At 61.6% G+C, this 26,209-nt stretch carries 16 protein-coding genes, 2 tRNA genes and 2 pseudogenes; 8 read left to right on the forward strand and 12 right to left on the reverse strand.

Annotation, left to right across the window (positions count from 1 at the left end):
* Positions 1 to 377 precede the first annotated feature (377 nt).
* Positions 378 to 450: transfer RNA gene (locus PT282_RS07235), tRNA-Ala, on the forward strand.
* Between the two features lie 55 nt (positions 451 to 505).
* Here PT282_RS07235 and PT282_RS07240 read toward each other — a convergent pair.
* The 5 genes from PT282_RS07240 to ftsY all read right to left on the reverse strand — a co-directional run bounded on the left by PT282_RS07240 (position 506) and on the right by ftsY (position 9,922).
* The gene (locus tag PT282_RS07240) at positions 506 to 637 is read right to left on the reverse strand and encodes a hypothetical protein (protein WP_277168853.1); all 132 of its coding nucleotides are present in this window, start codon (positions 635 to 637) and stop codon (positions 506 to 508) included.
* A gap of 109 nt (positions 638 to 746) precedes the next feature.
* Positions 747 to 2,000 (reverse strand): class C sortase, encoded by a 1,254-nt coding sequence (locus PT282_RS07245; RefSeq protein WP_277168854.1) that lies wholly within the window; start codon positions 1,998 to 2,000, stop codon positions 747 to 749.
* Between the two features lie 431 nt (positions 2,001 to 2,431).
* On the reverse strand, positions 2,432 to 4,462 hold the full coding sequence (locus tag PT282_RS07250; protein WP_277168855.1) for an isopeptide-forming domain-containing fimbrial protein: 2,031 nt from the start codon (positions 4,460 to 4,462) through the stop codon (positions 2,432 to 2,434).
* A gap of 213 nt (positions 4,463 to 4,675) precedes the next feature.
* Positions 4,676 to 7,831 (reverse strand): hypothetical protein, encoded by a 3,156-nt coding sequence (locus tag PT282_RS07255; RefSeq protein WP_277168856.1) that lies wholly within the window; start codon positions 7,829 to 7,831, stop codon positions 4,676 to 4,678.
* 747 nt (positions 7,832 to 8,578) lie between these two features.
* A complete protein-coding gene (gene ftsY / locus PT282_RS07260; RefSeq protein ID WP_277168857.1) occupies positions 8,579 to 9,922 on the reverse strand; it encodes a signal recognition particle-docking protein FtsY in 1,344 nt (447 codons plus the stop codon).
* Positions 9,923 to 10,052: 130 nt separating this feature from the next.
* On the opposite strand from ftsY, the gene PT282_RS07265 reads away from it, so the two are divergent.
* A complete protein-coding gene (locus PT282_RS07265) occupies positions 10,053 to 10,808 on the forward strand; it encodes a TetR/AcrR family transcriptional regulator (protein ID WP_277168858.1) in 756 nt (251 codons plus the stop codon).
* Positions 10,809 to 10,894: 86 nt separating this feature from the next.
* Positions 10,895 to 11,992: a glycosyltransferase family 2 protein gene (locus PT282_RS07270; RefSeq protein ID WP_277168859.1), complete on the forward strand. Its 1,098-nt coding sequence runs from the start codon at positions 10,895 to 10,897 to the stop codon at positions 11,990 to 11,992.
* Between the two features lie 304 nt (positions 11,993 to 12,296).
* On the opposite strand, the pseudogene PT282_RS07275 reads toward PT282_RS07270, so the two are convergent.
* Positions 12,297 to 13,988, reverse strand: a pseudogene (locus PT282_RS07275) (C69 family dipeptidase); the annotation flags it as partial.
* 318 nt (positions 13,989 to 14,306) lie between these two features.
* On the opposite strand from PT282_RS07275, the gene PT282_RS07280 reads away from it, so the two are divergent.
* The 4 genes from PT282_RS07280 to PT282_RS07295 all read left to right on the forward strand — a co-directional run bounded on the left by PT282_RS07280 (position 14,307) and on the right by PT282_RS07295 (position 20,499).
* Complete coding sequence (locus PT282_RS07280; protein WP_277168861.1) at positions 14,307 to 14,561, forward strand: mycoredoxin; 255 nt, start codon at positions 14,307 to 14,309, stop codon at positions 14,559 to 14,561.
* Positions 14,562 to 15,199: 638 nt separating this feature from the next.
* Positions 15,200 to 17,140, forward strand: a complete 1,941-nt coding sequence (locus PT282_RS07285; protein WP_277168862.1) for a BspA family leucine-rich repeat surface protein — start codon at positions 15,200 to 15,202, stop codon at positions 17,138 to 17,140.
* A 334-nt stretch (positions 17,141 to 17,474) separates the two neighbouring features.
* Complete coding sequence (locus PT282_RS07290) at positions 17,475 to 19,538, forward strand: BspA family leucine-rich repeat surface protein (protein ID WP_277168863.1); 2,064 nt, start codon at positions 17,475 to 17,477, stop codon at positions 19,536 to 19,538.
* Between the two features lie 280 nt (positions 19,539 to 19,818).
* On the forward strand, positions 19,819 to 20,499 hold the full coding sequence (locus tag PT282_RS07295) for a DUF3800 domain-containing protein (protein WP_277168864.1): 681 nt from the start codon (positions 19,819 to 19,821) through the stop codon (positions 20,497 to 20,499).
* A 71-nt stretch (positions 20,500 to 20,570) separates the two neighbouring features.
* On the opposite strand, the gene PT282_RS07300 is transcribed toward PT282_RS07295, so the two are convergent.
* From PT282_RS07300 to PT282_RS07325, 6 genes and pseudogenes are all read right to left on the reverse strand, one after another.
* Positions 20,571 to 20,646, reverse strand: a tRNA-Lys gene (locus tag PT282_RS07300).
* Positions 20,647 to 20,906: 260 nt separating this feature from the next.
* Positions 20,907 to 21,290 (reverse strand): DUF1516 family protein, encoded by a 384-nt coding sequence (locus PT282_RS07305; RefSeq protein ID WP_277168865.1) that lies wholly within the window; start codon positions 21,288 to 21,290, stop codon positions 20,907 to 20,909.
* 407 nt (positions 21,291 to 21,697) lie between these two features.
* A complete protein-coding gene (locus PT282_RS07310; RefSeq protein WP_277168866.1) occupies positions 21,698 to 21,910 on the reverse strand; it encodes a hypothetical protein in 213 nt (70 codons plus the stop codon).
* 99 nt (positions 21,911 to 22,009) lie between these two features.
* Positions 22,010 to 22,354, reverse strand: coding sequence for a DUF1516 family protein (locus PT282_RS07315; RefSeq protein ID WP_277168867.1), 345 nt, complete (start codon positions 22,352 to 22,354; stop codon positions 22,010 to 22,012).
* Between the two features lie 374 nt (positions 22,355 to 22,728).
* Entirely contained in the window at positions 22,729 to 23,778 is a 1,050-nt protein-coding gene (locus PT282_RS07320; RefSeq protein ID WP_277168868.1) for an NAD(P)-dependent alcohol dehydrogenase, read from the reverse strand.
* 235 nt (positions 23,779 to 24,013) lie between these two features.
* A pseudogene (locus tag PT282_RS07325) lies at positions 24,014 to 24,706 on the reverse strand (HNH endonuclease family protein); the annotation flags it as partial.
* A gap of 354 nt (positions 24,707 to 25,060) precedes the next feature.
* Here PT282_RS07325 and PT282_RS07330 point away from each other — a divergent pair.
* Complete coding sequence (locus tag PT282_RS07330; protein WP_277168869.1) at positions 25,061 to 26,152, forward strand: LacI family DNA-binding transcriptional regulator; 1,092 nt, start codon at positions 25,061 to 25,063, stop codon at positions 26,150 to 26,152.
* Positions 26,153 to 26,209: the final 57 nt, after the last annotated feature.

Consider the following 26,209-nt stretch of genomic DNA (forward strand, 5'->3'; position numbering starts at 1 on the left):
CGTCACCAGCAATCATGCGTTTGCATTCCAACTAACAGTTCCTATGTTATCGCTCACATAGCACAGCCGCGCATCGGCTGCGAAGTTTGGCTACGAACGAATCACATGGTCGAAGGTACGGGACGCAAGGTCGGAGACCGGATAAAAGGGATCTGGCCTTGCATGGAAGCCAAAGAGACAGCGCGCGGTTGGCGCGCGTTCCGAATGGCGCGACGGACGGGGCGTGACGGGAGCATCGGCACCGCTCGGGATGAAACATACATGAGTCATAAGTGATCCATAAGAAGCGAACACGGATGGCTCAACCCGCCGAATTGTGCTTGGGCTGGGGTTGTACTAGACTTCGTAATGTTGCCTGAAGCGTTGACTTGAGGCATGGGGCTGTAGCTCAGTTGGTAGAGCGCTTCGTTCGCATCGAAGAGGTCGTGGTTTCGATTACCATCAGCTCCACAACCAAGGTTCCCGGCGTTCGCGTCGGGAACCTTTTGCGTTTCGCCGCGGGTTGCTACTCAAGCGGCTTCCGGACATCCACCTCGCCCGGCTCGCCGTGGTAGATTCCGTTGCCGGCATCGCGGTCCCACCGGTCGATCATCTCGTCGGTGACCTCGACGCCACCTTTCGCCCTGTAATCCTTCATGGGTTATCTCCCTGTCAATCATTGACAGATCCATACGCTGAAGGGGTACTCCACATATCAATGCGAAGCACCCCTTCAACAGGTTCAAGGAACCGAAACACAACAGATATCAGCTGTGACCGGCGGCCTTGCCGCGGCCATGAGCGGCGACGCGCCTAGAACCACGGCCACGGCCAATGGCTCCTCGACGTTCACGGACACCGCCGCCAGCATCCCCATGACCTATGACACCCCTACGGCTATGAGCGCCTACGTAAGCACTTCCGCGAGCACGCCCGCGACGATTGTCAGCACTCCCAGAACCATGACCGCCACCGCGCGCGCCCCCGCGGGCTCGGAAACGTGTCGGCGGGAACGGCAGCGAGGCGTGGCGGGTCGGCAGCGGGCGGCGCGGGCCGCGCAGCAGGCGGCGCAACAGCCCGGCGAGCAGGCCAAGCAGCAACGCGCCCAGGGTCACCAGCACCCCGAGGATGATGGGGTCGCCCTTGGCGTCGTTCGGGTCGGGGATCGGGTCGGGAATGGGCTGGCGCACGCCGGTGATAATGAGGCGCTGGGTGTTGATGCCGTAGGGCGTGCAGGTCATCAGCGTCACGAGGTCCTTGCCCGGCACGACCTTGTAGAGATACGTGTCGGAGGGGTCGATGACGTGAATGCCGACCACGCGGTAGCCCATGGTGCGGTTGAGGGTCTGGATGTAGAAGACGTCGCCCTTGCGCAGCTCGTCGATGCGCGTGAAGAGCAGCGCGTTGCTCAGGCCGCGGTGGCCGCTCAGCACGGCGTTGGTCGACTTGCCGCCGACGGGCAGGCTGGTGCCGTAGAGGTGGCCGGCGCCCTTGAGCAGCACCTCGTCGGAGGTGCCATGGTAGATCGGCATGTTCACCGAGACCTTGGGGATGCGGATGGTGCCCATGATGCCGGTGCCGTCGTTGAGCAGCGACTGGTATTCCGTGTCTCGCTCGCTTTCCGGGACCGGCCTGGATTTCGCCTTGCCGCCGTGGGACGAAGACGAACCGGATGAACCGGATCCTCCCGGACCTTCGTCCGCAAAGGGATCGGTGAACTCCCCCAACGTGGCCTGACCGGAGTCGGCGACCTTGCGGTTGTAGGCCTGGGCACGATGGTATTCGCCCACGATCCTGCCTTGCGGCCATTGCGCGATGCGGTTGACGGCGGCATTGACCTCCTGGTCCTCGTGGTAGGCGTGCACCAGCCAGATGGCGGGGAACCACGAGACGGCCACCACCAGTCCGATGGCGCAGCAGGCCAGCAGCACGTCGATCATGATGGCGAGCCTGCGCCGCCACGGGTTGCGCCGGTTCGCGAGGATATCCAGCGCCTCGTCGAAACTCAACGATTTCGGCATCACATCATCTCCAATCACCACATCACAGCGTTTCGGCCACCGCGCGCGGACGCGGGACCCCGATATCGAACGACCTCGATATGCAAGGAATATTTGAGGAATATGCAAAAACAAAAGCTGAACAGCACATTTGCCGGCGGGCGACCGGTACCGGACCCGGCACGACCGCACGGCCATAGTCACAGCCACGACGGGACCTCACCCAGCCGTATGACCACACACCCACGGGCCAACAAGCCACACACCGGCACCCACCGCAAAAAGCGGGAGGCGACCCATACCGGATCACGCTCCCGCCTATCGATTCCCGCGCTCGGCGGCTCGACAGCCCAGCAAACTCAACGGCTCAACAGCTCAACCATTCAGGCCGAACCCAGCCGGGCCGAGCCCGCCGCCAACGCGCGGAAACCGCTCAGCACACGGCTCGCGAACTACTCGCGAACCTTGCGACGAGCCACGATGAGCAGCGCGGTGGCCACCATCAGCACGACGGTGACGAGCAGCGCCATGATCGCGCCGGCGCCACCGGTGAGCGGCAGCTGGGAGATCGAGGTGACGTTGCGCACCACGACGGCGTTGGAGTTGTCGGCGTTCTCGACGGTGCCATCGGCCGGCTTCCAGTTGAGGGTCGAGCCGGTGTGGATGCCGTCGGTGAACGGCGTCGTCGCGTCCTTGCTCACCAGGCCCCAGAAGTCGGGCTTGCTGAGCTCGGTCTTGAACTGCACGTCGCAGGTGACCGCGCTGTTGGCCTGGCAGAGCTGATCATTGGTCAGCGCGGAGAGCTTGACCTGGAAGGTCGGCATGAAGGTGCTGGAGTAGCCCGGGGTCGGCGTGGCCTGGGCGATCTCATACGTGCCGGCGCTCAGGCCGGAGATGAGGAGCTTGCCCTTGCCGCTCACGGCCAGCGACGAGGTCGCCGGATTGTCCTTGGAGTCAGACTGGTCGGCGGCCTTCTTGTAGGAGCCGTCGGCGAGCTTGCGGAAGCGGATGTTCGAGTCGGCGGCCTGGCCTGCGGGGGCCTGCGGCACGGACTTGATGGTGAAGGTGTCGCCCGCCAGCGCGTTGCCGTTGAGCTTGTCGACGTTCAGCAGGTTGAAGTGGCGGAAGTGGATCTTCGCGCCCTTGCCGCCGTCGGCCGGAGCGACGGAGGCCACGGAACCGTTGTCGGCACCGGAGGTCACGGCACCGCCGTCACCCGCGGTGGCGGCCGCGTTCTTGGTCTGGTCGCGCACGTCGTTGGAGTAGGCGAGCGAGACGTTGTTGGTCAGGCCCAGGGCCTCGTCGGCGTTGTCGTTGACGCTCATGTGGTAGACGACCACGATCTTGTCCTGCCAGTTGTAATCGTGGTTGGCGATGATGGAGGAGAAGTCGATGTCGATGAAGTCGGTGTCGCCCTGATGGTTGGCGTCACTGGAGGCGCCGGTCTTGACGACATAGCCGGGGGTGGTGTCGGTCTGGGCCGAGACGGGCTTGTCGCCAATGGTCACCTTGTCGATGCCCTTGAAGGTCAGGCCCGGGCCGGGCTTGTCGACCATCGTGTAGACGAAGTGGTCGAAGCCGGTGGTCAGCGGCACCTGGCTGGTGAGCTGGTAGCTGATGTCGCCGCCGATCTCGACGTCGTCATCCTTGGTCAGCACCTTCTTCTCGATGGTCGGGTTGTAGCTCTTCATCTCGATGCTGCCCAGCGGCGCGTCCATGCTTGCCATCTTGGTGTAGGCGGTGCCGTCATTGGTGGTGATGCCGGTGCCCACGAGCATCGGGATGGAGTTGGCGGCGGCCTTGGGGTCGCTGACGCCGTTGGTCACGTCCTCGACCACGTAGAGGCCGGGAGCCAGGCCCGTCATGGTGACGGTCGACTTGGTGGAATCACCGGTATCGCCCTTGACGTCCTCCGGCTTGGTCGCCTTAGCGGCCGCCATCTTGGAGGCGAAGGAGGTGTCGCCACTGCCGGCCTTGGCCAGGTTGGTGACGAACTTGCGCAGGTTGCCGTCGCGGCCCCACGCGTCGGCGGCGGCGTGGCTGCTGGAGACCTCGTCCTTGTCGTCAGCGGTGATGGAGACGGACTTGTAGCCAAGGTAGCTTGCGGCGACCTCACCGACCGGGTTGCCCTTGTACTTGGCGTCCTGGGCCTTGGTGACGCCGTCCAGCGCGGTCTGCGCGAGGCTCTTGACGTCGGCGTTCGTCTCCACGCCGATCTCGCCGAGCTTGTCGCTGGAGACGCTAGAGACGCTGGCGTAGGCGTAGTCGCCAATCTTGACGGCGGCGAAGGTGTGGCCGGTCATCGCGTTGGTCTCGCCGTGGATGGCGATGGTCTCCCGGCTCTTGGTCGGCATGGTGATGCGGGTCGCGGTGTTGTCGGTATCACCGGCGGCGTTCGCGACACCCAGGGGAGCCAGTGCGAGCAGCGTCGCCGCCGTGACGGCGACCCCCGCAATCCGGCTGATCGTCTTTTCAAACAACATGGAAGGATACCCTTTCTTACTTTTCTTTGTGTTCATTCCATAGCGGCCCGCATCCCGTCCGCAAGACAGCGGTGACGGACCAAATCTTTGATTGTGACTGAAATGGTTGATTCCAGCGCGCCGGTCTCGAAGCCGGCGAGGGCGGCCGGCTGGCGGCCGGTTCATCATTCACGAACCGACCAATCAACCATCCGGCCGCCCGGGCCGATCGCCTCAGCCCGAATGCCTGGCGCTCTGGCCGCGCGAGCGGAACCACACCAGCGCCACGCAGGCGGTGACGAGCAACGCAGTCACGCCGGCGAGCAGCATCATCAGCCCGAACCAGCGCGAGCCGGTGAACGGCAGCTGAAGGGCGGGCAGGGGCTCGGTGAGCTGGGCCTTGGCCACGTTCGAGACGTTGCCGTGCGTGTCCATATCCACTTGGTCAATATTCTTGTTGTGGTTGCTCTGCAGAGTGCCGGCGCGATCGGTGGCCTGCACCGTGATGCTGCCCGTCCTCATCCCGTCGGGAATGTCGGCGTGCCAGTTGCCGTCCTTGTCGGTGTGCGCCGTCGACTGCCTACCGTTGGGCCAGGTGACCGTCACCGGAATGCCGGAGTTGCCGTCGTAGCCGACCGTGCTTTCCGTGGGTTTCAGCGCCCCTTCGGCAGTCGTCTCGGGAATCGTCACCTTGCCGTTGAGACCCTTGTCGCGCCTGACGGTCTGGCTGACCGAGACCAGCGGAGGAACCATGTCGATGATCTGGTTATTGGCCCTGCCGATGGCCGGGCTCGCGCCGGCGAGCGAGACGTCCTGGCGCACCGCGGAGATCTCATACAACACGTGGTGGTAGTAGGGGTTGGGCGTCTTGACGCCGTTGGCGTCCGTGTTCTCCTTGTTCAGGAAGACCGACGGGTCGACGGAGCATGTCCAGTTGGCCTTCCAAGCGTCTTCGGCGGTATCCGTCGCGCCATCGGCCGGCCGTTTGGTGACGTCAAGGTCCTGCACCTGGCCGACGTAGCAGAGCTTGTAGGCCGGATCGGGGACCTCGTTGCTGTTACTCGGATCGACGCCGGTGAGCAGCTGGTCAGGTTCGTCCTCGGCCGTCGCGGTCTGCGCGCCCACCGTTCCCGAGGAACCTGACGACCCGTCCGGGGGTGTCGCAGCCGACGAGGACTTGGTGGAGGAACTGTCGACGCTGGTCTGCGGCCTGGCATAGACCCAGATCCGGTCTGTGCCGTGCGGCGCCTTGACCTGTCCGCTGATGGTCACCTTCTTGCCTTTGACGGGCACGGGGGTGACGCCGTCGGCGGCGGTGGTGCTGTGCGGTGCGGAGACCAGCCTGATCTCGGGATTGACGTTGATACCCTGCTGGAAGTAACCAAAACGGATATCGGAGAACTCCGAGACAACGTGGAAGGCGCTCGTGTCGGTCTGCGTGGCATGGTACTCCACCACGTTTTCCTTCTCGTCGATGTCGTCGTCATCCTCCACCGACCAGACGCCTATGCGCTGGCCCGTGCCGCCCTTCGCGGCCGTAGCGGTGCCCGGCTTGGGTTGGACGACGACCGGCTTGCCCACCGGGATGCCCGTGCGGTCCAGATTCTGCGGATCGTCGGGGTCGAAGGGGTTCTTCGGGTCGGAACGATAGAGCTGCACCGTGTCACCCACGATGCCGGTGCCGGTGATGGTGCGCTGCTTGCGCTGCACATAGCCCGGGAACTTGTCGATCTTCGGAGGCTGCGGACGCGCGATGCTGTACTTGTAGAACGCGGTGCCCACGGTCCAGCCGTCGCTCAGACGCTTCTCGACCTCGCCGGCCTTGTTGTTCAGCTCGTCGTCCGCCATCTTCTGGGTGATGCCGGGGTTGGCCTGCTCCACATCCGTGGCGCAACCGGAGGCGTCGACGTTCGGCCAGGTGACCAGCTTGAAGTAGCCGTCCAGCTCGCTGCCGTCGTCGAGTTTCTTGGCCTCGGCGAAATTGATCGAGCCGTCGGCGAGCTGGTCCGGGGCATCCGCGTCATAGAGCTGGTTCGACTGCTTGCTGGTGTCGCTGTTGTTGTAGGCCAGAACATTGGAGTTCTTGCTGTCGATGGGGGTCGACACGTTGCCCGACGAGTACGCCGGGGCCTGGCCGGAGACGAATTTCGCGCCGTCGCCGGTGAGGCCGGTGACCGGGACCCATTCCTCGTTGTTCTTCAGCGCGACCCACTGGTACCAGTAGGAGGTGAACTTGTGGCACGAGTCGGTCGGCTTGTTGGTGTCGCCGTCGTACCAGCTGATGGCGAAGGAGTCCTTGGGGGCGATGCCCTCGCCCACCACAGGAGTGGACGATTTGCGCTGCTGGCCATAGGTCTTGGGATCGACGGTATGCGTCGCTCCCGAGGTGTCGTCGAAGGTGCCGCCCAGGCCGTAGTCGGTGACCAGGCCCCAATCGGCCTGCTCGCCGCTCCAGAGCTTGGAGCTGTCGTTGTAGTGGATCATCGAGGCCGGCACCTGGCAGGCAACCTTGGAATTGTCGTTGCAGTACCCGGGGAAGACGTGGACGTCGTGGCCGGCCATGAGGTTGGTGCCCAGGGAGGTGGCGCTGAGCTTCGAGACGTCGGTGGTGCCGTCCGACGCGGCGGCGCCGACGATGGCGTAGACCGGCGCGGCCGGCGAAACGCGGCCCTCGTTCTTGGTGACCAGTCCCTTCCACCATGTGCCGCTGTCGGCGTTCGGGTAGTCGATGTCGCCTTCCAGCGAGACGGTGACGTAGTCGTAGTCGCCCACCTGGCTGATCTGGTGGATGGTGAAATACTCGTCCTCGTTGCCCGCCCAGGTGTTCGCGCCATCCATGCCGTCGCCGGTGTCGGTGTAGGTCATGTTCCTGTAGGAATCGTTGAGATTGGCGCCGTTCGGACCGCTGGTGCCGGAGCCGATGTAGTTGTAGGCGAGCTTGAGGCCCGTGGAGCCGGTGGGGTCGCTTTTAGTGACGCGCTTGCCGTCAACGCCGTTCTTGAAATACGACACCTCGCCGTGCGCCACGCGCAGCACCGCGTCCATGCGCACCTCGTCGATGTTGCTGTCGATGGAGTTGTTGTAGCCCAGGGTCTGGTAGAGCAGCGGCTTGCGGCTGGCCCCAGTGGGCGAGTTGGGGCAGTCGGTGGAACGCCAGTCGACAGGCTTGCCACTGGAATCCTTGAAGGTCTGGCAGACGCTGGCGGGAGTGTTCTGCGCGGCGCTGGCCGTGGGCTGCGCGTTCGGGGCGATGAGCACGGAGGCGAGCGTGGCCACCGCGACCAGCACGACGCACAGGCCCGCGAGGAACCTGTTGCGGTGGGCCGCCATCACCTGCACGGCGCCCCGCTTCTGGGACCCAATCCCCCTACGCGTATCGTTGTTTCTCACCACAATCACCTCTACCGCGGCATTCCGCGTGACTTCGAAATCATCGAACCCGTGCCACGTCCCCAAACACACGTGGCATGTAAATCTGTATTTGTGCAGCGGCTCATCATTGTGACGTCAAACACGTCGAACGTTTCGCCGACCGTCATCACCATCGCACGGGAACACATCCCGCGTCAGGCAACGAGTGACCAAGATGCCATACGAAGCTGACAACGTATTTCACACAGAGAATAATGCAGTGTCTAATTAAAATCGCGTGCATACAGTATTCACAGATGGATTTCGCGCAGCGAACCTTCCGTTGCGCCCCTTGGGACCACTGCCATTCCAACGCTCGACACTCCGTTGACCAATAAGAAAACACTCAATGCGCAGGTCCGAGGTCGCCTCTGACCAGACCCCCTTCTGTGAAGTATGCCATACAATATCTGTGAGTATGACCACAGAAAAAAATCGATGAACGTCAAACGTTCTTTATAACTCGCGTGTTTTTATGTTTGATTCGATAACACGGGCCATAACATCGCTAATGCGCCGGAAAGCGAAAACGGGCGGGAACCCCGGAAGACTTCACCACGTAATAACTCCGACGCGATAACCCACCCGTCAGTCGCAACCCACCACCAGACGCATCCCGCCCACAGACATAGCCCACAGACATAGCCCACCACCAGACGCCGATGGGCGGCACCGCTCCTTCGCGGATGCCGCCCATCGTCATGTCCTCGCGTCGGTGAGGCGCGCTCAGGCCAGGATGCCGTCGACGAACCCTTCCGGGTCGAACGGCGCCAGGTCGTCGGGCCCCTCGCCCAGGCCGACCAGCTTCACCGGCACCTCGAGCTCGCGCTGCACGGAGACCACGATGCCGCCCTTGGCCGAGCCGTCGAGCTTGGAGAGCACCACGCCCGTCAGGCCGATGGCCTCGGCGAAGACCTTGGCCTGGGTCATGCCGTTCTGGCCGGTGGTGGCGTCGAGCACCAGCAGCACCTCGTCGACCGGAAGGTTCTTCTCGGTGACGCGACGGATCTTGCCCAGCTCGTCCATCAGGTTCGACTTGTTCTGCAGGCGGCCGGCGGTGTCGATGATCAGCACGTCGACGTCCTCGTCCTTGGCGCGCCTGGACGCCTCGAAGGCCACCGACGCGGGGTCGGCGCCCTCCTTGTCGCTGCGCACCACGGGCACGCCGACCTTCTGGCCCCAGGTCTCGAGCTGGTCGGCCGCGGCGGCGCGGAAGGTGTCGGCCGCTCCGAGCATCACGCTCTTGCCCTCGGCCACGAACAGGCGCGCGAGCTTGCCGGCGGTGGTGGTCTTGCCGGTGCCGTTGACGCCGACCATGATGATGACGCTCGGCTTGTGCGCGCCCGGCTTGTCGGCGTTGAGGGCGCGGTCGGGCTGGGCGTCGACCATGTCGACCAGTTTGGAGCGCAGCGCCTCGCGCACCTGCTTGGGATCTGAGGCGCCGGTGATGCGGGCGTCGTCGCGCAGGTCGTCGACCAGCTTCTCGCTGGCCTCGCTGCCCACGTCGGCCAGCAGCAGCGTGTCTTCCACGTCCTCCCAGTCGGAGGCCGAGAGATGGTCCTTGGCCAGGATGTTGAACAGCGCGCGGCCGAAGGGGTTGGCGGACTTGCCGAGTTTCGCCTTCAGACGAGTGACGCGGGAGGTCGCCGATTCCGGCTTGTCGACGGCGCCCGATTTGCCGGTCGCGGCCGATGGCTTCGCATCCTTTTCGTCGTCGGAAGTTGCGGCGTTGCCTTCGGAGTCGCTGGCGCCTTCGGCTTCCTTGGAATCCTTGGCGTTCTCGGCATCTTCGCTGTCGCCGGAATCGGCAGGCTTTTCTTCGGAGCCGGACTTACCGGAACCGGCCTTGGCGCCTTCACCGGACTCACTGCCCGAGTCGTCGCTTTCGCCGGATTCCCGCTGTTCCGCGGCTTTCCGGGCCTTGATGTTCTCGTCGGCCTTCGCCTTGGCGCGCTCCTCGGCCTTCATGATCCGACGCTTGCGCGAGCGGTCCATCAGGGCCCCGCCGCCGATCAGCACGACCGCGATGAGCACCAGGGCCACCACGGCGATAATCACATGTGTATTCATGCATCCAAGATTATGGTCGAGGCCCGACGCGCCGCACACACTAACTCGAGAATGAAAATTCGACCCCAATGATTAAGCCACTTTTATTTTGTATCTCGAGTTAGTGTGTGCGTCCACCTACAATAAAGCCATGGCAAACGCTTCCAGGATGACTTCGTACCAGCGCCGCGAGCAACTCATCGCGGTCGGCCGCTCGCTCTTCGCAGCCGAGGGCTTCGAGGCGGTGAGCGTGGAGGAGATCGCCTCCACGGCCAAGGTGAGCAAGCCCATCGTCTACGAGCATTTCGGCGGCAAGGAGGGGCTCTACGCCGTGGTCGTCGACCGCGAGATGCAGAAGCTGACGGGCACCCTCATCGACGCGCTCTCGGCCGGCGACGCCCACCCGCGCCAGATCGTGGAGCGCACGGCCCTGGCGCTGCTCACCTATATAGAGGAGAACGCCGAGGGCTTCGGGGTGCTGGTGCGCGACTCCCCCACCACCGACCCGGCCGGCTCGTTCAGCTCGCTGCTGGGCGACGTGAGCCTGCGCGTCGAGGAGATCCTCACCCAGGCGTTCAAGCAGCACAAGCTGCCGGCCAAGGGCGTGCCCTACTACGCGCAGATGCTCGTGGGCATGACCGTGTTCACCGGGCAGTACTGGGCCGCCAACCAGCGCAAGATCGACAAGAAGCAGCTCGCCGCCCACATCGTCAACCTCGCCTGGAACGGGCTCTCGCGCCTCGAGGCCAAGCCCACGCTGCGCTTCGAGGGCGATGAAGGCCACAAGCCCGAGTCGAGCAGCGATGAGGACGCGAAAGACAAGAAGCGCAAGTCCAAGAAAGCCAGGAAAGACGGAAAAGGCGAGACCGCCACTTCTGAAGGGGACAAGCAAGAAGAACAGGCCTGAAACCCTGTCTTCCGGCAAGCTCAAAATCCCATGCTACATTTGAATCGCCCAATCCGCTGAGGATTCACCGACCCACCTGAGGAACTATGTCGCACGATACTTTCAAGGCACTCACCTTCGTGGTGCCCGCCTACAACATGCAGGAATACCTGCGGCGTTGCGTCGATTCCCTCGTGTCCACCGGCAGCGACGACGTGGAGGTGCTGATCGTCGACGACGGGTCCACCGACGGCACCCCGGCCCTGGCCGACCGCCTCGAGGCCGGGCACCCCGGAGTCGTGCGGGCCATCCACCAGGAGAACAAGGGCCACGGCGGCGCGGTCAACACCGGCATCGCCCAGGCGCGGGGGCAGTACCTCAAGGTGGTGGACGCCGACGACTGGGTGGGCGCCGACTCGCTGCGGCAGCTGCTCACGGTGATGCGCCAGCAGCCCGGCGACAAAACGGCAGACGAAAAGGCCGACAAGCAGTCCGGTGCCAACTCCCGAACCGGCGCATCCGCCAAAACCCCCATCGACCTGTTCGTCACCGATTACGTCTACGACAAGGTGGGCAAGCGCCACAAGCACGTCGTCAATTTCAGGAACGTGATGAGTCCCGGCCGCCGGCTGGCGTGGGACGACCTCAAACCCTTCGGCATCTCGCAGTACATGATCATGCACGCGCTCACCTTCCGCACCGAGGTGCTGCGTCGCGCCAAGACCACCCTGCCCGAGCACACGTTCTACGTCGATTTCATCTACGCCTACCAGCCGTTCCCGTGGGTCGGCTCGCTCATGTACCTCAGCACGCCGTTCTACCACTATTTCATCGGCCGCGAGGGCCAGAGCGTGCAGACCGACGTCATGATCCGCCGCGTCAACCAGCTCACGCAGGTCAACCGCATCATGGCCGCCGCCACACCCGAGCGCGGCACCGTGCCCGACGGGCTCTACCGCTACATGATCCATTTCCTCTCCATCGAGAGCGTGGTGACCAGCGCGTTCCTCATCCTCTCGCGCCAGCCACGCAACTACGCGGTCAAGAAAGAGCTCTGGACCAACCTCGAGCGGGTCTCGCCATCCATCGCCAGGGACGTGCGCCGGCAACTGCCCTCGCGCGCCATCAACCTGCGCGGGCCGGTCGGCCGCTGGATCATCCGCGTGGGCTATCACCTGGCCGAGCGGGTCATCGGATTCAACTGAGTTCGGCCGGGGCACGGTCGCGGGTCGCAGCTTGCGATTCGTTATTCTCAATTTACTATTTCAGATTCACCATTTCGGGTTCGATATTTAGGATTCGCAATCCACAAACAATCGACCGCATCATTCGTATCCGAAACGCGATCGGGGCGACGCAGAATCATCCGCGTCGCCCCGATTGTCATCTATCGGCTTACTAGCCTATCGACCTATCGCACCACTTTCACTGCGGGCGGTCGGACAGCGCGAAGGAGTTCTGCATCATGTCGCTGGTGGTGCAGAGCACACGCCCCAGCAGCTGCTGGCTGCGCGCCTCGAGGTAGTCGGCCATGCGCTGGTTCGCCGCCTCCATGATCCGCTTCGCTTCGGCGGCCTCGTCGGCTCCGGAACCGGAAACGACCTCATCCAGCTTCGCGTCAGACTCGGCCACGAAGGCGTGCCCATGGCTGGCGATGTCCTCGCGGAAGGCCTCGACGGCGTTGCTGTTGGCGTCGAAATGCGAGTCGGCGATCACCGCGATCAGGCGGTTGGTCCAGTAGAGCGTGGACGTGGAGACCTCGCCGGTCGTCTGGCGCAGGTAGGCCGGGGTCGCGCCGACGTTGGTGTAGAACGGCGCCACGAAGGTGGTCGGCTGCGAGCCGAACGCCAGCCACATCACCGCGCGCCACGCCTCGGGCGCGTACCCGCGGATCTGCATGATGGCGAGGTGGCCGGTGCGGCTGATGCCGATCGGACGGTAGCGGTGGCGGGTCTCGGGGGTGCCGAGGCGGCCGTAGGGGTCGTAAGGGGTGTCCTCGTAGTGCGAGCTGAGCACGTTGTCCACGTCCTCCACGCTCACCTTGCTCTCGGGCCTGCGGCACCACGGGATGTCGTCGGAGATCGGCGTGTAGCGCGCGGCCGGCGAATCCCAGTCCTCGCTCGGGTTGAGGCAGCGCTGCATGTACCAGGCGCGCGGGGTGTTGTAGATGTGGTCCTTCGCCGTGGCGGTGCCGAAGAGCACGCGCGGGTTGAACCGGCCGAGCTTGCCGGACGCGGAGCCCATGGTGCGGTCGAGGTGGTTGGCGGCGATGAACTCACGCAGGTCGCCCGAGCACAGGTAGTCGCGCTTGTTGCCAAGGCTGTCGTCGAGCGCCTCGTCAAGGTCGAAGTCGTCGAGGCCAAGCTGGTTGGGGATGGCGGCGTAGCAGTCGTCGGGCACGCGGCGGGCGATCCAGTGGTGGCCGCCGATGGTCTCCACGTACCACACCTCGTCGGCGTCGGAAATGCTCACGCCGTTGGACTCGTAGGTGCCGTAGCGCTCGAGCAGGGCGCCCAGGCGCAGCACGCCCTCGCGCGCGGAGCTGACGTAGGGCAGGACCAGGGTGATGAGGTCCTCTTCGCCGATGCCGCCGGGCACCTCGCGGCGGGTGGCGGTGGCGGAAGTGTCAGTGTTGGAAGCGGTAGAAGCGGCGGCCGGAGCGTTCGCGGAAGCCTTGGAACCGTTGGAACCGGCCTGCGCGTCGGCTTCGAGATAGGCGTCGAGGCCCAGGTTGGCGATGTCGTCGGCGCGGCCGGCGTCGTAGGCCTCGGGCTCGCCCACGGAGGCCCAGAACCCGTCGACGGAAGGCGCGGCGCCGGCGTTCGGCCGCGCGCTCCACTCGCCCGCCTCGATCGGAACGGAGTGCAAGGCCACCATCGGGTCGGCGCCGAGCACGCGCTCGTTGACGGCGATGGTCTCGGTGGCGCTCATGGCCACATTGCGCTCGCTCACCCCGGCCTCGGCCAGGATGCCGCGGTTGCGCAGGGCGTTCGGCGCGATGAGGTAGGCGCACGGGTCGTCGGGCAGCTCGATCTCGACGTGGCTCAGCACGCTGCGGTAGTGGCGCGGCTGGTCCTCGGGACGCACCGCCACCAGGCGCTTCGGGTCGTAACGGCCGTGGCCGCTGTCATCGTTGCGCGCGATCATCGTCGAGCCGTCGTAACTGGCGTTTTTTCCTACAAGTAATGTTGTGCAAGGCATGGTCTCAGTCTACGACTCGGCCGCTATGAGCCGCGGGCGCCGGGGCGGAAATGAGACGCCTTCCGGACGGCGAGACACCGAGATAGACGAACGGAATGAATCGGTGGAATACGCGGCAAGAATATGTGGACGAAATATACAAACGGAATATACGGTCAGAATATGCATGCGAAATAAGTGGACGGCGAAACCGCGTCGCGCCATCGCCGATCCGGCCTATCATCGACACCACGACTGCCGTGACCGTTCCCTCCCGCTGAGAAAGCGGGACGCGAGAGACCAACGCGGCGGGTAACCGGAAACGGAAAGGAGCCAGACATGGCGGACGCGAACATCGAGATCTACGGGGCCGACTGGTGCGGCGACTGCAGGCGCGCGAAGGCGGCGCTCGACCGCTTCGGCGTGGGCTATCACTGGCACGACATCGAGCATGAGGACGGCGCCGAGGCCAAGGCCATCGAGATCAGCGGCCAGAAGCACATCCCGGTCGTCCTCTTCTCCGACGGCGACTTCCAGGTCGAGCCCAGCGCCACCGACCTCAAGACCAAGCTCGAGGCCCTGGGCCAGCTCTGAGGGCGAGGTGAGCTGAGTTAGCATGATTGAGCTGAGACTATCGACTAACAAGTCCGCAAACAGACACAGGATCAGTCAATAAGAACTCCACAGCTTCCCACACCAGCAGTTATAAACCAAATACAGCGTTGGCCGGTGACAAACTCAATCAGCTTCGAGCCCGTCACCGGCCAACGTCGTATTTGCCCTCAGCATTAGCTCAAACGAGAACGCTCGAAATCTCGTTAAGACCAGACGATATCCAAGTAAAGCTCCACCCGCTGTGGCACCATCTTGTCGTACTGCCATTTAGAACAAAAACCGACATCAGCTGGCAGATGCACTAAACTGGCAGCTATTGGACTAGGAAGTAAGGTCCACCTCGAGGCGGGGTTTCACCCCGCCTCAATCTTTCCCCTTTCCACTTCCACCAGCACGTGCGCAATCGATCCGTATAGCTCAGGCCACATATTCATCAACGAATAGGTTTGCAAAAGACAAAATATCCGGTGAGTCAAAGAAGAAACACCGTCATACAAAAGAGTGGTTTGTAATATAATATATTCTGTAAGACTGCCCAGGGAACAGTCACTGACGCCGAAGCAACGACACAAATCACGCGGCATCAGGTGAAGAGGATCAGGAAAGCTGGAGAAGCCATGAAGAACACAAAGGTAGCAATCGGACTGATAGCCGCTGCGGCAATGCTCGCCCTACCCGCTCTCTCCCAAGCCCAGGAAATTCAACGCTCACACCCCGAGGATGCGCAGACCCCTCAGTCACAAACCATCGGTGGAGATAGCGAAAAAGCAAAGACCCTCCCCCACGAAAATAAACTGAGCAACAGCCAGCCAGAAACCAGCAGCAAGACTTTCGAACCCAAGTCTGCAACAAATCAAAGCACATCGCAAACCAGCTTCCCCTCCACCTGGGGCAGCGGCACACCAGCCACCATCAGCGTTAATCATGGCACTCTCACCGTCCACTCCCCCGAAGGAGGCACCAGCGACCTCGACAGGAGCGAATTCACCAGGGTGGCACACTCTGGAAATACACCGATAACCAAGATTCAATTCATTGGAGGAACCACATACCTGCCCCAAGACTCAAGTGGCCTCTTCGAGGGCTTCAATGCCCTCACCTCCATCACAGGCCTCGATAAAGTCGACACCAGCCACGTCACTGACATGAACAGTATGTTCTACGACTGCGAGAAACTGACCAATCTCGATCTCAACCACTTCGATACCAGTAACGTCACCGACATGAACAGCATGTTCAAATACTGCGAAAGTCTGGCCAGCATCGACCTCAGCCATCTCGACACCGGCAACGTCACCGACATGCACGATATGTTCGAAAGCTGTGAGAAACTGACCAGCCTCGACATGAGAGGCCTTGACACCCACAGCCTCACCACCATGGACAGCATATGCTGGTACTGCCCAGGCCTGAAGAGCGTAAACATGAGCGGACTCGACACTAGCAACGTCACCGACATGGCTTTCATGTTTATGAGCTGTAAGAACCTGGAAAGCCTGGATATGAGCGGCATCGACAACCACAACACCGGCAACTACACAACCGGGATATTCGACGGCTGCGAACATCTGAGGCAGCTACGCATAGGAGCAAAGACAGGATTGAATGGCCTTGTGTTTAACATTGATGACCTAATTTCCCCAGATGATGGCTATACGGGCAAGTGGATCCAGCTACCGGAACCCGGCACACAATCTGCAAACGTAGACCCCAATACTACCTACACCAGCTACGAGCTAGCCAATAGGACAATGAACGATGAAGCTGACAGCGCAGGCACGTACGTGTGGCAGCAGAGGCTGACCTTCAAGCCGTCGAGCGATTTGCCTTCCGGAACCAGTGTCGCCGATCCGGCCAGTAAGACCATGCTGGGCGGGGTGGCCACCATCGAGGGCGCCGGCGGGCACGATATCCTGCTCACCAGCTTCAAGGCTCCCGGCAGCAAGTACACGCTGCAGGGGACGCACGCCTCCGATTACCGGTTCGCCGGATGGTCGGACACCGACATCACCGGCGGGCAAGCGAGCGGCACCGTCTACCAGAAGGACGCTCAACTGAACCCGGAGGACATCCCCGGCCACACCCTCTACCAAATCTGGACGAGGAACACCCCGACACCATCACCCAGCCCGACGCCAACACCATCTCCTAACCCGAACCCGGGCATGCCATCGAACCCAGGCGCCCCGTCGGCACCGGGCCGGAACACCGGGCTCGGAACGCCGACCGCCCCGCTCATGCCCGGCGCCATGGCGACCGCGCAGGCACTTGGCGGCGACCGCTCGCTGAGCTCCGGCAACACGGCCAAGCCTCAGGCACGCGGTCACAAGACCCCCAAGTGCGAGCCGGTCAGCTACGTGGAGGGTACGCTCATTCCCGCAAGCGCCACCTGCGCCAACGACACCACGGCCACCGTCAGCAAGACTGTCAGTACCCGCCACATGCCACTGTGGATCTTCCTGCTGCTAGCCATCATCACCGTGGCGGCCCTAGCAGCAATCAAACGCAACGACGACTTCACCGTCGTCCAGCACCGCGCCGCCGAAACCGAAAGGTAAATCCAACAAGCCATAAACAACCATAACCACCAGCGTTGGTCGGTGACAGCTCGATCAGATCCAAGCCCGCCACCGGCCAATATCGTATCGAGGCGCGTTTACTCCACATACCACTACCTGGGTCAGTAACACATATAAACCGGTATATTCATCGGTTAATCAGACTACAAGCAACAAAATATCTGGATTTTTAAACGAAACACCGTCACACAAACAAAACAATTTAGAATACAATATACTCTAAATGACTGCTTGGGGAGGCAGTAGTAAGCATTCGCGTCCGGCATGGTATCGCCACCGATAGCGCGTAGAGAATCGAAGAAGTTGGAGAAGCATGAAGATCAACACCAAGGCATTGATTGGAGTGGCGGCCGCTGCGGCGATGCTCGCCATGCCCGCTCTATCGCAGGCGGAGGACATCCAGCGCTCGCACCCTGAGACCACGCAGTCCCAGTCCGAGCAAACCGCGCAGCCGTCGCCCGCAGCCGATGACACCAGCCAGGCTCCGGCCACGACGCAAAACGACAAGGCGAGCAACAGCCGGCAAGCCACCGGCAACAACGATTCCAAGTCGGCAGCAAAGCCGTCAACCACAGCTGCGACCAAATCCACGCCCGCCGCGCAAGATGACCCATTCCCTACTAATCAAGCCACAAGCACCGTGGAAGGCACTACCCTAACAGTTAATTCTCCTGTGACAGGCGGCTTCCTCTACAATATGCTTCCCGCCTGGAACAATAACTCAGTCACCAAAGTCGTTTTCACTGGGGGAAAGACATATTTCCCTGAAGATTCCAGCCATATATTCGCTTACCTACCCAATATCACTGAAATCGTCAATTTCGACAAGGTCGACACCAGTCATGTCACCAACATGTGCGATATGTTCAATATCAATCACAAATTGACCAGCTTGGACCTCAGCAGCTTCGACACACACAACGTCACCAATATGGATGGAATGTTTGCAAACTTGTCCAATCTAACCAGCTTAGATCTCAGCAGTTTCAACACTTCCAATGTTGTCAGAATGGATGGGATGTTTTCGGGCTGCGAAAAACTACGTAACCTCAATCTCGGCCAACACTTCCACACCGGTAACGTCACTTATATGTGGAACATGTTTGACCATTGTTCAAATCTGACCAGCCTTAATCTCACCAGTTTCGACACCAGACATGTCTACGAGATGTCTAATATGTTCAAAGATTGTTCCAAGCTGACTTATCTGGACCTCACTAGTTTCGACACCAGAGGTGTTTACAATATGTACGGCATGTTCTGGGGCTGCACATTCACACAGCTGATCCTAGGATTCAATACAAAACTAGACGTTGATACCTGCCTCCAAACACCGGCAGGAACAGGCTATACAGGAAAGTGGATTCAGCTACGCAACAACTTCACCTCATCTCACATTGACCCGACAGTGACGTATACTTCTGATGCCTTGGCCGCCAGAACCCGAACAAACGACGCCGATCGGTACGGCACGTATGTATGGCAACGTCAGGTGACACTGACCATGAAGCCTTCGACTCCGCTTCCTACCAATACGAGAATCGACGGAGACCAGAGCAAAACAACAACCGAGCTCGGCGGCATCGCAGTCGTCCACCTTTATGACGAACAAGACACGCCATTTACCAATTTAAAGGCGCCAGACAGCCAATTCACCCTGCTTAATAAGACCAACGGCAACCAGTCCGACGGCTATAAGTTCGTCGGTTGGACCACAAGCCAAGCCGACATAGGCACTACTGCTACTACACGTCTCTATCAGAAGGGCGACACACTCCAGTTCGATGAGACTTCCAACCTAACCATCTATGAAGTCTGGATACCGAAGAGTTTCGCGAACGGCGGCGAACTGGACGTCACCGACTCCTTGACAAACACGACCAAGCCGATTCCGTCAATCACGCTAGATCCAATCACTCCAACACCCGCTCCGACCCTTGAAGTGATACTCCACCAAATACCCAAGCACGACACCACTCCAGGCACGGATCCTGCGCCGTCACCCAGCCATAACCCGGCTCCGGCACCACGTCCCGGAGCCGGTACTGCGACCTCGCCGCCCATCGTCAACACCACGGTACAGGCTAACGGCAACGACCATAGTCTGAGTACCGGCAACAAGATCAAGCTCAAAGTACGGAGCCACGGCAAGCTCACGTGCGAGCCCGTCAGCTACGTGGAAGGGACGCTGATTCCGGCCAGCACTGCCTGCACCAACGACACCACGGCCACCGTCAGCAAGGTCAGCAGCACGCGCCATATGCCGCTGTGGATCTTCCTGCTTCTGGCAGCCATCACGCTGGCGGCCCTGGCGGCAATCAAGCGCAACGACGAGTTCACCGTCGTCCAGCACCGCGCTCCGGAAACCGCTGAGTAAAGCGAGCCCACGACCGATAACAACGAAAGCGCCGGTTCAGCAGCACAATCAACTGCTGGGCCGGCGCTTTTGCGTTGTCATTCTGTACCATTCCCCCGTCACTGGCCAACGTCGCATCCACCCAATAACCCAGCGCAACTCCGCTGAGCAAGAAATCTCCATAATTAAAAATCCAAATTATTTGCCACTTTGTAAAACATCTGTTAATCTGGCAGTGGGCTTACGGGTCCAGCGAAATGGCGGGGGAGACCCCCGCCACTATTCTTTTGTGGAGGAACGCATGGCCGCGCTCAGCATTTTTATCGACGAATCCGGAGATTTCGGTAGCTACGAGCCGCATAATCCCTATTACGTCATCGCCATGGTATTCCACGACCAAATAAATGACATCAATCAGTACATAGCAGACTTGGAAAAAGCTCTGTTACGCGACAATCTGCGCACAGGCCCCATCCACACCCGGCCTCTTTTACGGGGCGAATATGAGTATAAAGAATTCTCGATATCGGAGCGTCAACGCATGCTATCGCGTTTGTATGTTTTCGCCGGCAAATGCCACCTGCGCTATAAGATGTTCACCTTCGACCGCAAGATCTACCGCTCCCCCGAAAGCCTGGGCAAGGCCATAACCCAGGAATTCAACGATTTTGCGCTGACCAACCAATCGCTTTTCACCGGTTACGACGAAGTGATCGTCTACTACGACGACGGCCAGAACCAGCTCGCCTCAATCGTCTCGCGCCTCGATTCCTTGATTCTGCACATCGACCATCGCCACATCAATCCGCTGAATTACCAGCAGTACCGCCTTGCCCAAGTGGCCGACCTGGCTTGCTGCATGGAACTGTCGCACTTGCGCTACATCCACAACCAAACGACCCGTTCGGAAGAGATCGTCTTCGGCAAGGCCCGCGACTTCAAAAAGAACTATTACCGCAAATTCGCGCGCAAACAGCTATGACCGCAGATATGCCAAATCCCATACTGCGTAAGAAAACAATGAAGGCACCGCGAAATCACGATGCCTTTCGGTGGTGCCCCCCGTGGGACTCGAACCCACAACCCACGACTTAAAAGGACGCTGCTCTAACCATTGAGCCAGAGGGGCAACAACTTTCAATTATATAGCCACTTCTCGATTTGCGTATTCGAGTTTGCGTGTCGCAAATACGGGCGGACAGATTGCGCCATAAACGAGCCGCTGACGACGACTCACCGGCCTAAAATGGCGCAATCAAACAAAGCCGCCATAAATGAGCCACTGGGCGTCGGCGAGCGGCTTGTTTATGGCGTAACCGGAGTATGGGTCCGATGGGTCCGATAGGTCCAATGAAGCATGCGTGGCTGTGCACCATGTGCAGCCGTTAGCTACTGTCGCGGCGATTTGGCCTTGCCGCGACCATGGTGCTTGCCGCGAGCCAGCCAGAGGCCCAGGACGAAGACCACGACACCAAAGAGCAGCGGCATCCAGAGCGCCTGCAGCGGCGAAGTGCCGTGAAGCCGGTGGACGAAGGCGACCTCGCACATGCCGATGAGCCCGAAGGCGGCGACTACCTTGACGATGGTCATGAACCAGTTCGCGCGCCACGCGTGCAGCAGTGTGGGCACCGCGCTGACCATGAGCACGATGTAGCAGATCCGGGCCACCATCGCCCACGCCTCAAGCTGGCCGACGGGCACCAGTATGCCGATCACCATCGCGGCGAGCGCCACCACCGCCGCGCCAATATGCGCCCAACGAAAAACCACCATACCCATCCCATCCTTCAACGAAAGCTCGCCGACTCACCGACTCAGCGACCGGCTTAGCTCAATCCAGCCCAACCTGCACTCGGCGTGACTCAACTCAGCCCAACCTAGCTCGACCCGGCCCAACCTATCCCAATCGGATTCGGCTCAGTCCAACCCAGCCCGTCCTGACTCAGTTTGGCTCAACCCGGCCCAACCTGACTTGGCGTGGCTTGACCAGACTCAAGCCGGCTCGGCTAGCTCTCCCGAATCAGCCCGACTTGGCCCAGCTCGATCCGACTCGATGCAGACCAACCCAGCACATCCTGATCCGGCTCGGCTTAACCCAGCCAAACCTGACCCGGCTTGTCTTAACCCAACCCAATCCAGCTCAGCTCGGTTCAACTTAGCCCAGTCTGATTCGGCATGACTCAATTCGATTCAACTCGAATAGTAACGGGAAAACGGCGGCGCCATCCGTTTTTAGCGACATTTTCACAATATCCGTCGCAAAAGATACCCAGAACCTTATTATCCGATGCGCAACTGCGCGCACCAACGCGCACCCAACCAGTTACGCCATAAACAAGCCACTGACGACGATTCAGCGGCCCAAAAATGGCGAAAATAAACAAAAGCGCCATAAATGAGCCGCTCACCTCAGATCAGTGGCTCATTTATGGCGTAAACGAAGCATCCGTGCGGCTCAGCCTCAGCCGGATGGACCAGCCAGCTGCCAGCGGCTAGTGCATGATGACGGGGAAACCGCCGGTCATCACGAAGCCGAGCACCAGCACGACCACGCCGAGCACGATCGGAATCCAGATGGCCGAGGCGCCCGCGGCCTCGCGCGACTTCCTGGCGAACCCGATCTCGGCGAAGGCGATCATGACGATGGCCAGCACGACCTTCACCACGAGCAGCACCGGGCTGTGCTCCCAGGCGCGTACGATCATCAGCACGCCGCTCAGGATGATGAGGATGTAGCAGACGCGGGCGATCATGGCCCACACCTTGGTGCCCTTCGCGGGCCCCAGCAGCCCCGCCGCCACCGCGACGATCAACACCACTCCAACGATCAGATGCATCCAAGGCCAGACCATGTTCACTCCCAAAAATCGAAATTCAACCAGATATCGCAACCGTCAACAGTCGCCGGCAACCGCCAGCAACCGCCGCACGTTGCGCTATCTCCAATATATAAGCTGCGCCGCGCCGCTTCAACACCGCTCATCCTCGGCGCAACGACCCACCAATCGCGGCGCAACAATCCGCTAACCATTCAGCCAAACAGCCCCGCGCACCAACGCCAATCAATCTACTACACGGCTTCGCACCAATATAGCTAATAACCACCGCCACATACGAAAGGCGGGACACCCACCAGGGGCATCCCGCCATCCAACAATCAGATCCAGTCAAATCCAACTAGGGCTGATTAACTCACAATATTCGCTATTGCTCACTCACCCATGTGAGGCACCACGACGGCGCGCTTGGAGAGCTTGCCGTCGACCAGCTTGTGGTAGGCGTCGAGCGCGTTGTCCATCGAGTAGGTCTCGACCTCGGGGGTGATCAGGCCCTCGCGATAGAGCGCGGCGACCTCGTGCAGCTCGGGCATGGAGCCCCAGTAGACACTCACGAGCTCCTGCTGCCACGGGTTGCTGTACCAGTCGTAGGAAGCCTTGCCGCCGGCGATGCCCACGATGGTGACGCGGGAATCGATGGCGGAAGCGGCCTGCGCGGCGGCGATGGTCGGCGCGATGCCCACGAAGTCGAAGACGGCGTCAACGCCGTGGCCTCCGGTGATCTTGCGGATGTTCTCGACCTCATGCTCATCGCCCTTGACGGTGATGGCGCCCTTCTCCTCGGCCTTGGCCATGGCTTCGGGCTTCATGTCGGTGGCGATGATGGTGGCGCCGGTGATGGCCTTCAGGATCTGAATGGCGATCTGGCCCAGGCCGCCCAGGCCGATGACCAGCGCGTACTTGCCACCGCCCTGCAGGTGGGGCAGCGCGGCCTTGATGGCGTGGTACGGGGTCAGCGCGGCGTCGGCGAGCGGAGCCGCGGCAATCGGGTCGGCGTCGCCCAGCGGCACGAGGTTGCGCGCGGGGACGACCATGTATTCGGCCATGCCGCCGTCGCGACCGAGGCCGATGGCCAGGGACTTGTTGGTGGCCATGTTCTCGCAGTAGTTCTCTTCGCCGGCGACGCAGCGCTTGCAGTGGCCGCAGCCGGTGGGGCCGTAGACCAGGTAGGCATCGCCCTTCTTGAAACCGGTGACGCCGGAGCCGACCTCTTCGACCCAGCCGGAGGTCTCGTGGCCGAGGATGAACGAGGGCTTGGTCTGCGCGCCGGTGACCTCGTCATAGTCGCGGAAGACGGAAACGTCGGAATGGCAGCAGCCAGCGCCGGCAACCTTCAGCAGCACCTCGCCCGGCCCAGGGGTCGGCTTCTCGACATCTTCGAGCGACGGGAACGTCTTGTACTCTTTGAACACAACGGCTTTCATAGCTGTCCTTTCATGTTGCGGATGATAGTCAGGAACTGACCAGCCCACGCAATCGCGCCGAACCTGGCAAATTCACGTACCACATCGTAGCGTTTTCGTTTCCTCATTGGAATCGAAACTGATGTCTTTAATCATACATTTGAATCAAACGATACACAAACGCTGAAAATGGCGAAATATCAACGCTTCGCCAGTTTTGTATGAAATATCACAAAACGGTTTTTTCAGCGAACGGACCGTCATCGGCCGGAACCTGCTGCGCCGGGCAGGTGGCCAGCACGCGCTTCATCGCCGCTTTTTCGGGAGCGGTGACCCACAGGCCATACTTGTGCTTCACACCGATCTGCCGCGCGACGTAATCGCAGCGGTAGCCCTTGTTGGCCGGCAGCCAGGTGGCCGCGTCGCCGTCGCTTTTCTGCTGGTTGCTCGGCCCGTCGACGGCCAGTAGGTTATAGGGGTCATTGGCCATCTGCGTGCGCTGCGCCTCGGTGAGCTGCTGCGCGCCGGTCTGCCAGGCGTTCGACAGCGCGACGACGTGGTCGATCTGCACCGCCGACGAGGTGCGCCGCCCCTGCCTGAAGCTGATGGTCTTGCGCGTGTAGGGGTCGCTGAGCGTGCCCGCCATCACCTTGCAGCCGCGGGTGCCGGGCTTGAGGCGCTTGTCCTTGAGGTCGCGGCCGAGGATGTCGTTGCGGGTGTCGCAGCCGTTGCGGTCCACGTCGGCCCAGGCGCGGCCGAACTTGGCGCGCTTGTAGCCGGTCTTGGGCGCGCGGCCCTTGAGCGGCAGCTCGTCCAGCACGCTCGAGGCGGACTCGCCGTCGCCGTTATCGTTCTGCGCCGCCTGCTGGACCTCGTACGCGGGTTCGGCCTCGGCGGTGTTGGCCGGCGCCCAGTCCGGGGTGAAGGTGAAGAAGACGACCGGCACCATGACCACGGCGGCCAGCAATGCCGCGAGCGCCCTCAACGACCTGCGGCGGAAACGGGTATGGATACGGGAAGAAGCGCGGTTTATGTTGTCGGTGCTGTCGATATTCATGAGGGTCCCAGTCTATACCCGCCCGCGCGCGCATACCTTATAACTAGTACCTTGTTTTCGTCATCCGCCACCAATCGGCGCAAGGCGGACGCCCACAGCCCGTTTTGTCACCGAACCAACCACACACTGTTACGAAACCACACCTTGTGCCTCACCTGACACGCAGCGCCTCGCCGCCGGCCGCCCGCCGAGGCAATCGGCGGCACCCTCCGCCCCATTTCAGCGCGTTCGTCTAACGTGGTAAATATGACGACAATCAAGGAAGTTGCCAAACGCGCAGGAGCGTCAGTCACCGCGGTCTCGATGTCCCTGAACCACCGCGAATCCGGGCATGTGAACAAGGAGCTCGCCGAGCGCATCCGGGCGACGGCGAAATCCATGGGCTACCGCCCCAACCCCCTGGCCAGGTCACTGAGGACCAGCCGCACCAGCACCATCGGCTTCCTCAGCGAGCAGATCGCCACCACCCCCTACGCCGGCGCGATCATCAGCGGCGCGCAGGACGCGGCGAGCGAGCTGGGCTACATGATGCTGCTGGTCAACACCGACGGCGAGACGAACGTGGAGCGAGGCATCGAGGCCCTGAAGCGCTACGAGGTGGACGGATTCCTGTGCGCGAAGGTATACAACCGCCTCACCCGCGTGCCGGAAAGCCTGCTGCGCCGCCCGACCGTGCTGCTTGACGCCATCGACGAGGCGGGCCGAGTGCCCTGCGTCATCCCCGACGAGCGCGGCATCGGCTACGACGCCACCAACCATCTGATCGCCTCCGGGGCCAGGCGCATCGCCTACATCGGCTCCTCCAAAGGCATGCTCGCCGAACGGCCGCGGCGCGAGGGCTACGAGCAGGCCCTGCGCGGCCACGGCATGGAGATCGACCCGGACCTCGAGATCGGCGTGGCCAACAACGGCCCGGCGCTCGAGGCCGTCTCCCGCCTCTTCGACGAACAGCGTCCGGACGCGTTCTTCTGCTTCAACGACGCCCGCACCTGGTACGTCTACGAATGCGCCGCACGGCGCGGGCTGCGCGTCGGCCGCGACAGCTCGGTGGTCGGCGTCGACAACCACCGCGTGCTCGCCGAGACCTTCGACCCGAAGCCCACCACCGTGGAGCTGCCCCACTATGAGATGGGCTACTGGGGCGCGCGCCGCCTCATCTCGATGATCGAGGAGCACCCGCTTGACGAGACCATCGACCCGCACACCCGTGCGCCGATTCCGCCGTTGGACGCCCCGAGCCCGGTGCGCATCCACTGCACGCTGGTCGAGAACGGCTCGGTGATCGGTATGCACTGCGAAGAAAAAGGTGAAGAAGAAGGCGACGCCCCGATACGGTAACGGCGGTACCGACGGCCCAAAACCTCCGAAAATTCCGAAGAAAGACTGGGACCGGTC

It is taken from the genome of Bifidobacterium sp. ESL0763, assembly GCF_029433395.1.
Taxonomy (GTDB): domain Bacteria; phylum Actinomycetota; class Actinomycetes; order Actinomycetales; family Bifidobacteriaceae; genus Bifidobacterium.